General features: G+C 71.8%; 9 protein-coding genes. 2 read left to right on the top strand and 7 right to left on the bottom strand.

Translation table 11 applies throughout. From position 1 onward, the window contains the following. Together EST54_RS32085 and EST54_RS32080 are read right to left on the bottom strand one after the other, a co-directional pair. Window positions 1-722 (bottom strand): TerD family protein (locus EST54_RS32085; RefSeq protein WP_135796913.1); only part of this gene is annotated, 722 nt, incomplete at its 3' end. Between the two features lie 112 nt (window positions 723-834). Further along, window positions 835-1,461, bottom strand: coding sequence for a M48 metallopeptidase family protein (locus EST54_RS32080; RefSeq protein WP_244942657.1), 627 nt, complete (start codon window positions 1,459-1,461; stop codon window positions 835-837). A 178-nt stretch (window positions 1,462-1,639) separates the two neighbouring features. Between EST54_RS32080 and EST54_RS32075 the strand changes: the two genes are divergently transcribed. Both EST54_RS32075 and EST54_RS32070 read left to right on the top strand, forming a co-directional pair. Then, window positions 1,640-2,767 (top strand): ThiF family adenylyltransferase, encoded by a 1,128-nt coding sequence (locus EST54_RS32075; protein ID WP_129251204.1) that lies wholly within the window; start codon window positions 1,640-1,642, stop codon window positions 2,765-2,767. Window positions 2,768-2,823: 56 nt separating this feature from the next. Then, the gene (locus tag EST54_RS32070) at window positions 2,824-4,296 is read left to right on the top strand and encodes an ABC1 kinase family protein (RefSeq protein WP_129251203.1); all 1,473 of its coding nucleotides are present in this window, start codon (window positions 2,824-2,826) and stop codon (window positions 4,294-4,296) included. A gap of 128 nt (window positions 4,297-4,424) precedes the next feature. On the opposite strand, the gene EST54_RS32065 is transcribed toward EST54_RS32070, so the two are convergent. From EST54_RS32065 to EST54_RS32045, 5 genes are all read right to left on the bottom strand, one after another. Beyond that, window positions 4,425-4,622 carry a hypothetical protein gene (locus tag EST54_RS32065; RefSeq protein ID WP_129251202.1) on the bottom strand — a complete coding sequence of 66 codons (198 nt, stop codon included), beginning with the start codon at window positions 4,620-4,622 and terminating at the stop codon, window positions 4,425-4,427. A 115-nt stretch (window positions 4,623-4,737) separates the two neighbouring features. Next, window positions 4,738-5,055 (bottom strand): hypothetical protein, encoded by a 318-nt coding sequence (locus EST54_RS32060; RefSeq protein WP_129251201.1) that lies wholly within the window; start codon window positions 5,053-5,055, stop codon window positions 4,738-4,740. After that, entirely contained in the window at window positions 5,052-5,405 is a 354-nt protein-coding gene (locus EST54_RS32055) for a WhiB family transcriptional regulator (RefSeq protein ID WP_006603241.1), read from the bottom strand. Before EST54_RS32055 ends, EST54_RS32060 begins: the two co-directional genes overlap by 4 nt. Before the next feature lie 118 nt (window positions 5,406-5,523). Continuing rightward, window positions 5,524-5,844, bottom strand: a complete 321-nt coding sequence (locus EST54_RS32050; protein WP_129251200.1) for a hypothetical protein — start codon at window positions 5,842-5,844, stop codon at window positions 5,524-5,526. A 144-nt stretch (window positions 5,845-5,988) separates the two neighbouring features. Next, the gene (locus tag EST54_RS32045; RefSeq protein WP_307825430.1) at window positions 5,989-8,217 is read right to left on the bottom strand and encodes an ATP-dependent DNA helicase UvrD2; all 2,229 of its coding nucleotides are present in this window, start codon (window positions 8,215-8,217) and stop codon (window positions 5,989-5,991) included. Window positions 8,218-8,451 lie beyond the last annotated feature (234 nt).

Here is an 8,451-nt window from a genome sequence, read left to right as displayed (position 1 = left end):
GGCGCGCTGTGCACCTGCGGGGCGGTGGGCTGCGGGGCGGCCGGGGGCACCGCGGCACCGGGCGCGGGCTGCTGCGGTACGGGCTCGGCGGCGGGCGCCCCAAAGGACGGCGCGGGGGCGGGCGGCCCGGACGGCGGCGCGAAGCCGGGCGCGCCCTGTGCCGCCGCGGGCGGCTCGGGCGCCGCGCTCTCCTCCTCGGCGACCTCGCCGCCGAAGTTCTTCAGCAGCGCCTCCAGGCCGCCGTCGAAGCCCTGGCCGACGGCGGCGAACCGCCAGACGTCCTTGAGGTAGAAGTCGCCGAGCATGACGGCGCGTTCGGTGCTGAACTCGCTGCCGGTGAAGGAGTAGCGGGCGACCTCTTCGCCGCCGGCCACGATCCGGAGGTGGCCGGGGCCGATCTGGGAGACCTGGCCCGCGCCGTCGAGTGCGGCGGTGAAGGAGAGCTTCTGGATGTGCGGCGGGATCTTGTCGAGGGTGACCCGGAAGGACTCGCTGTCGCCGGCCTGCGCGCCGAGCAGCTGGATCGACTCCTCGGGCGACTTCGGCTGGTTGAAGAAGATGAAGTACCGGTCGTCGGAGAGCCGCTCGTCGGCGTCCAGACCGAAGCAGCTGATGTCGAAGGTCAGGCCGGGCCCGGCGATCTGCACGCCGACGTACAGATCCGTTCCCGCCGTGAAATCACCGATTTTGGCCTTGTGGCCGCGCTGGAATTCCCTGGCCATACGTAACGCCCGTCCCCCGCTCGCGCTGTGAGTTCATCTGCGCGGCCAGGCTATCCGCTGGCGCCGACAACGGGCGATGCCGGGGCACGGCGGAGGTCGTGGCGCCGCGAGCTCATTCGCCGCGGGCGGCGGGCAGATGGGGCAGCCGGTCGGCCGCGACCACCCCTTCGAGGTAGCCGCGGGCCCGTTCCGTACGGGGGTAGGAATCCAGCAGGCTCCAGAACCGGGGCCCGTGACCGGGGACGAGCAGATGGGCGAGCTCGTGCAGCAGGACGTAGTCGATGACGTACTCCGGCATGCCCTGGAGGCGGTGCGAAAGGCGGATGCTGCCCTCTGCCGGCGTGCACGAGCCCCAGCGGGTGTTCTGATTGGTCACCCAGCGCACCGACGCCGGGCGTGCCCGGCCGTCCAGATACTGGGCGGACAGCCGCCCGGCGCGGGCGGCCAGCTCGCCGTCGCCCAGCATCCGCTTGCTCTCCTGGGCGGCGAGCTTGTCCAGCATGACGGTGACCCATCGCCGCTCCTCGGCCTCGGACATACGGGCCGGAATCAGGACGACCGTGCGGTCGCCCTCGCGGTACGCGGAGACCGTTCTGCGCCGTCGTGAGCTGCGGCGCACCTCGACGGCACTGGTGCCCGCTGCATGGACCGTGGGATTCGGGGCAGTCCGGCGCGAGGTGTCGGCGGCGCGGCGCAGAGGTGTCTCCCCTGAGCCGTGAGCGGAAGGGTCGGCGGGCACGCGCCCGACGTTACCCGCTGCCGTTGCGGGAAGTCCCGCCCCGCGGTCGGTTCGCCGCCGAACCACTCCATGGCGTGCACGGCTTGTACGACTGCTGCCCACCGCCTGTGGATAACTTCCGCACCGATCCGCCGCACGGCGCATGCTGGGGGCCGGACGACGAAGAACGGGGGCGGATATGACACATCCGATGCTCAAGCCCGCGCTGCGGCGCGGCTGGCGGGACAGGGAAACGGTGCGGTTCGGCGTGGCTCCGGCCCATGCGAAGGTGGTCGGCCCGGTCGACACCGCGACCGGCAGCTTCCTGTCGCTGATCGACGGCACCCGCACCATGCAGCAACTGACCGAGGAAGCCGCGTTACTGGACCTCCCACCGGAGCACGTACGGGGCGTGGTGGAACGCCTCGGCGCGGCCGGGCTGCTGGAGGCTCCCACCGCGGGCGGCCCGGCAGCCGAGGCCGTACGTGCCGACCAGGCTGCCTTCGCACAGCTGCGGCCCGACCTGGCCTCCCTCTCGGTGCGGCATCCGGAGCCCGCGGGCGCCCTGGGCCGGATGGGGGCACGCAGGGCGGTCCGGGCCAGGGTCAAGGGGGCGGGCCGGGTCGGTGCCGCGATCGCGGCGCTGCTCTCGGCCTCGGGGATCGGCCGGGTGGAAGTGCTCGACGGCGGCACGGTCCAGCCGGAGGACGTCCTGCCCGGCGGGCTGTCGGCCGAGCGGATCGGTGAGCGGCGGGACGCCGCCGCGCAACGGCTGGTGCGCCAGTCCTCCCCCTGGAGCCGTACGCCGCGCCCGCGGGTCCCGGTCAGCGAGTCCGGTGAGCCGGGTCTGTCCCTGGTGGTGCTGGCCCCGCGCGACGGCCTCGGCGCGTACGCCCCCGACCCCGTGCTGTCCGAGCCGCTGCTGACTGCCGGAATCCCGCATCTTTACGCGGGGGTGATCGAGGGCACGGGAGTGGTGGGTCCGCTGGTGCTGCCCGGTGGTTCGGCCTGTGCCCGCTGCGACGAGCTGCGCCGCACGGACGCGGAGCCGGCCTGGCCGCGGCTGCTCGCGCAGTGGCGGTCGGGACGCGGTGCACCCGCGGTGCCGGCCTGTGATGCCGCGTTGGCAACGACGGTCGCGGGCGTCGCCGCCATCCAGGCGCTGACGTTCCTCGACGGTGAACTGCCGCCGTGCACAGGGGCGCGGTGGGAACTGGCCGCACCGGGTGCCGAGGTGCGCACGGTGCCGATCGCGCCGCATCCGGAGTGCGCCTGCGGTGCTGCCGCTGCACCGTGTGCGGCAGGCGCCTCGGATCCTCGGCCGTGACACGCCACAATGACGGAGTAACCCCGGTTGGGGGACAGTGTGAGTTGGAGGGGCGCATGTCTGATCTTCCCCGCAAGGCGGTCACCCGTACCGCCAAGCTGGCCGCGCTGCCACTGGGGTTCGCCGGCCGTGCCACCTGGGGCCTGGGCAAGCGGATCGGCGGCAGATCCGCCGAGATCGTCGGCCGTGAGCTTCAACAGCGCACCGCCGAACAGCTCTTCAAGGTGCTCGGGGAGCTGAAGGGCGGGGCGATGAAGTTCGGGCAGGCGCTGTCCGTCTTCGAATCGGCGCTGCCCGAGGAGATCGCCGGCCCCTACCGCGCCGCCCTGACCAAGCTTCAGGAGGCGGCACCGCCGATGCCGACGAGCGCGGTGCATGCGGTGCTGGCCGAGCAGCTCGGCGAGGAGTGGCGAGAGCTGTTCGAGGAGTTCGAGGACAAGCCGGCGGCGGCAGCCTCCATCGGGCAGGTGCACCGGGGGGTGTGGCACGACGGCCGCGAGGTGGCCGTCAAGGTGCAGTATCCGGGCGCGGGCCAGGCGCTGCTGTCGGATCTGACGCAGCTGAGCCGGTTCGCCCGGCTGCTGGGCCCGCTGATCCCGGGCATGGACGTCAAACCGCTGATCGCCGAGCTGCGCGACCGGGTCTCGGAGGAGCTGGACTACTCCCTGGAGGCTCAGGCCCAGCAGGCACACGCCGAGGAGTTCGCCGACGACCCGGACGTGGTGGTGCCGTCCGTGGTCCACCAGTGCGACCAGGTACTGGTGACGGAGTGGATGGACGGGCTGCCACTGTCCGAGGTGATCACGGACGGCACGGACGAACAACGGGACCGGGCCGGTCAGCTCCTGGCCCGCTTCCTCTTCTCCGGCCCCGCCCGTACGGGCCTGCTGCACGCCGATCCGCACCCGGGCAACTTCCGGCTGCTGGCCGACGGCCCGGACAGCCCGGTCGAGGAGTGGCGGCTGGGGGTGCTGGACTTCGGCACCGTGGACCGGCTGCCCGACGGGCTGCCGCCGACGATCGGCACCTCGCTGCGGATGACACTCGACGGCGAGGCGGACGCCGTCTACCAGTTGCTGTGCGAGGAGGGCTTCGTCAGGGAGTCCATCGAGCTGGATCCGGACGCGGTACTGGAGTATCTGCTGCCGATCATCGAACCGGCGCTGGCCGAAGAGTTCACCTTCACCCGGAGCTGGATGCGCCATCAGGCGGCCCGGGTCGGCGATCCGCGCTCCCCCGCCCATCAGTTGGGCAAGCAGCTCAATCTGCCGCCCGCCTACCTGTTGATCCACCGGGTCACCCTGAGCACGATCGGGGTGCTGTGCCAACTGGGGGCGGTCGTACGGCTGCGCGACGAACTCGAGGCCTGGCTGCCCGGCTTCGTACCCGAGGAAGAGCCGCCCGGCCCGGACCTCACCGAGGCCGGCACCGTCCTCGGCGCGGAGGGCGGCACGCGCATCGGTGCGGAGGCCGGCACGGGCATCGGTGCGGACCTCGGCAAGGAGGCCGTCGAAGAGACCACGGCCTGAGCCCGCATGCCGGGGCGGCCGCCCGCTCCGGCATGCGGGAGGGGACGGCCCGCCCGGCGGCGGGAGCGGCCGGGCGGGCCCGGGGTGTGCCTACCCCGGGGCCACTGCCCCGGTGAACACGCCCGGCCTCACCACCAGCTCGAATCCAGGCGCCCCTCGATGGCACGGAGGTTCGTCCGCGCGCAGGTGTCGCAGTAGTAGCGGCGCTCACCGTTCTCGACGGAGAGCGTCCAGGTCGGCGGGGTGCCCTCGGCGATCGCGCCGCAGCCGGCACACACCGTGTTCCCGTCCGCCGACCCCGCCTGTTCATGCGTGCTCTGGTCCACCGTCCGACGATATCCCCGTCCACCACGGCAAGCGGGATCCCACGCACCACGGGGCCCGCCCTGTCGGACGGACCCCGTGGCGGGCGATAGCAGCGCAGCGCAGCGCCCTACTGCCTTACTGCATCACGGCCATGGCCAGCGCACGGCGGGCACGGAGCGACGCGCGCTCGGCGCGCCGCTGCATACGCCGCGCGGCGGCGAGCCGATGGGCCCGGCGTTCTGATTCGGCCTCCCGCAGGCGTTCGTGCATATGGGCACGAGCCAGGGCTTCTGGGATGAGTTGCATGGCGAGGTTCCTGTTCTGACGCGACTCGATCGCGTCGACGTTCACGGGGACGGGGGTGTCGGTGAGAGAGGGGTTCATCGTGAGGTCCTGCTTCTGGGGATCCCGGGTGAGGGGATGGTCGATCGTTCCTGTACCGAGGGCGTTCATGCCGAAACCGGGTTCTTGCGCGGACGGCCACGCGGCCGCTTCCGCGGCACGACGACGCCCTGGACGAAGAGCTCGCCACCCCAGACGCCCCACGGCTCACGCCGGTCCTTGGCGCCGGCGAGGCAGGCCTCACGGACGGGACAGGTCTGGCACAGGGTCTTGGCGTACTCGACGTCGGCCGGGGACTCCGCGAAGAAGACCTCCGGGTCGTAGGTACGGCACGGAACAGCGGCGCCGAGGCGGTCGATCTCGTCGTCGAGCTCGGTGAGGGGAAGCAAGGAGTTCTCCTGAGGGTCGGGCGGAGGGATCAGGTCGGTCGCTACGGACGGGGTGTGCGTCTGGAGTTGCACGGTGGTGTGTTCCTCGTCTGTTCGGCCCGGCTGGTGGCGGGCGCTTGGGCAAACAAAAGGGCCGCGGATCCCGGTGTGGGTTCCGCGGCCCTGGAAGGTGCCGACCTGATCGCGCCGATCAGGCTGGATCTCTCCAGGGTTCGAGCCCGCGGTGGGCCCACATGTCATGCGTCTGGTACTGCTTCCGGGATTCGGCACCGTTGGCCGCCGCGAAGGCAAAGGCATTCGCCGGTGCCGCTGCTGCTACCGCAGGTGCCTCGGTCGGTCGCGCGGTGCGCTCACTGCGCGTCAGCACAGCGAGGGACTCGGGGCGCGCGACCTCGGTACCGGACAGGCGGCCGAAGCCGGACAGACCGGTGCCAGGGAGCGAGGAGCCGAGCGGGCAGGCGGCGACGACCGAGAGATCGGTCATTTTGTTGGTCTCAATGAAGCTGATCACTGGGCTCGCCTCCTCTCGGCGTCTCGGTGGACCGGGAATCCCGTTCCAGGGCGTTCAAGTACAACACGGATCGAGCGGATCTCGGAAGAAACCGTTGTCTCCGTTGCTTCCGAAGGCTATGGGGCTGCGCTCCGCGCGCGCAAACTATTTTTCCGACGAGTTTTCCGCGGGTCCTTCGGACGCCTCTTCCGAGGCTCCCACGAGCTCCTCGCCGGCACAGATTGCCAGCACGTCACTGCCGAAGCGGTCGAACTTGCGCCGCCCCACTCCTGAGATGGCCGCAAGCTCCGATTCGGTTCCCGGAACGGCCTCCGCAATCGCCATCAGTGTCTTGTCGGTGAAGATGCAGTAGGCGGGCTGCCGGAGCAGCGCGGCCTGCTCGGCCCGCCACCCGCACAGCCGCTCGTAGAGCGCCTCGTCGAGCTCCGAGGGACAGTCCTCACACCGCATCAGCTTCATCTCGCCCGCGTCCGTCAGCGTTCTGTTGCAGACCCGGCAGCGCGCCGGGCTGCGGTGCCGGGGACGCCGGGCCACCGCCGCCACCCCGTCGCCGCGCTCGATGCCGCCGGAGACCGCGCCCGGCGCGCGGCGGCCGGGTACCGCCCCCGAACCGGGCCGCAGGCCGTTGAGGAACCGGCTGGCGCGGCGCGAGGCACGCCCCCCGGGAGAGCGCGCCAGCGACCAGGACAGACCCAGATGCAACCGGGCGCGGGTGACGCCGACATACAGCAGCCGGCGCTCCTCCTCTATCTGCTCCTCGGTCCTGGCATAGGTGATCGGCATCATGCCCTCGGTCAGGCCGACCAGGAAGACGGCATCCCACTCCAGGCCCTTGGCCGCGTGCAGGGACGCCAGCGTCACCCCCTCGACCGTCGGGGCGTGCTGGGCGTTGGCCCGCTCGTCCAGCTCGGCGACCAGATCGGCGAGAGTGGCGGCGGGCCGCGCCCGGGCGAAGTCCTCGGCGAGCCGCACCAGGGCCGCAAGCGACTCCCAGCGGTCCCGCACCGCGCCCGAACCGGCCGGCGGCCGGCTGCTCCAGCCCATGTCGCTGAGCACCGCCCGCACCTCGGACGGCAGGTCCAGAGCGTCGTCGAGCAGCGCGTCGTTGCCGCCGAAGCGGGCAGCGCCCCGCAGCTTGACGCCCGCCTCACGCACCTCCGGCCGCTCGAAGAACCGCTCGGCCCCCCGCAGCTGATACGGCACACCGACATCGGCCAGCGCCTGCTCGTAGACCTCGGACTGGGCATTGACACGGAACAGCACGGCGATCTCGCTGGCCGGCACGCCGGAGGCGATCAGATCGCGGATCCGGCGGGCGGTGCCCTCGGCCTCGGCGGGCTCGTCGGCGTACTCCGTGTACACCGGCTCGGGTCCCGCCTCGCGCTGCGAGACCAGCTCCAGGCGGTGCTCGGCGGCGCGGCCCTTGGCCTGGGAGAGCAGACCATTGGCGAGATGCACGACCTGGGGGGTGGAGCGGTAGTCACGGACGAGCTTGACGACCGTCGCCTGCGGATGACGGGTACGGAAGTTGAGGAGGTGGTCGGGGGTGGCGCCGGTGAAGCTGTAGATCGTCTGGCTGGCGTCGCCGACCACACAGAGGTGGTCGCGGTCTCCCAGCCACAGTTCCAGCAGCCGCTGCTGGAGCGGGCTGACGTCCTGGTACTCGTCCACGACGAAGTGCTGATACTGCGCACGGACCTGCTCGGCGATGTCGTGCCGGTCCTGCAGCACGCCGACCGTGAGCAGCAGCACGTCCTCGAAGTCGATGCTGCCCCGTTCCCGCTTGAGCTCCTCGTACGTGCCGTAGATCTGCCCGATCTCCGCCGGGTCACGAGGGGCCTCACGGCCGGCCTTGACGACCGCGGCCGGATAGTCGGCCGGCACGGTCTGGGTGACCTTGGACCATTCGATCTCGGCGGTGACATCGCGCAGCTCATTGCGGTCCAGCCGGATGCGGCAGCGGGCGGCGGCATCGGCGACCACCTGGATCTTGCGCTCCAGCAGCCGCGGGACCTCGCCGCCGACGGCCTTCGGCCAGAAGAACTGCAACTGCCGCAGGGCGGCGGAGTGAAACGTCCTGGCCTGGACCCCGCCGGCACCGAGCTGCCGCAGCCGGCCGCGCATCTCGCCCGCCGCCCGGGCCGTGAACGTGACAGCGAGCACACTCGCGGGCTGCAGAATCCCGGCGCGCACGCCGTACGCGATCCGGTGGGTGATCGCGCGGGTCTTGCCCGTGCCGGCACCGGCCAGCACACACACCGGACCGTGCAGAGCCGTCGCGACCTCGCGCTGCTCGGGGTCGAGCCCTTCGAGCACCGCGTCGGCCGAGTCCGGCACCTGCGGGAAAAGAGAGGAGTCCGTTGCTGCTGTCACCCCGCCATGCTGCCAGGTCCGCAGAGGCGCCCGGGAAACCTGTCCACAGCTGCCGGACCCCGGTCGTACTTCCCACCTCCGCTGTGGACAGCCGCCGCCACGCGGCCTCGGCGGGTGCTTTGCTGGGGTCAGCCGAGGGAGATGAGGAGGGATACGGGGCGCAGGGCGGTTGGGGGGCAGGCCAGCGGCTTGGGGGCTGGGGCTGTGGCGGGGGGCGTGGCTTGGGAGCCGGCT

This window comes from Streptomyces sioyaensis, assembly GCF_004122735.1.
GTDB classification, from domain to species: domain Bacteria; phylum Actinomycetota; class Actinomycetes; order Streptomycetales; family Streptomycetaceae; genus Streptomyces; species Streptomyces sioyaensis.
This window is presented reverse-complemented; position numbering and strand designations above follow the sequence as displayed.

Excerpts from the sequence above, each read along its gene's own strand:
- EST54_RS32075 (WP_129251204.1), top strand. The coding sequence starts at position 1,640 with ATGACACATCCGATGCTCAAGCCCGCGCTGCGGCGCGGCTGGCGGGAC.
- EST54_RS32070 (WP_129251203.1), top strand. The coding sequence starts at position 2,824 with ATGTCTGATCTTCCCCGCAAGGCGGTCACCCGTACCGCCAAGCTGGCC.
- EST54_RS32060 (WP_129251201.1), bottom strand. The coding sequence starts at position 5,055 with ATGAACGCCCTCGGTACAGGAACGATCGACCATCCCCTCACCCGGGAT.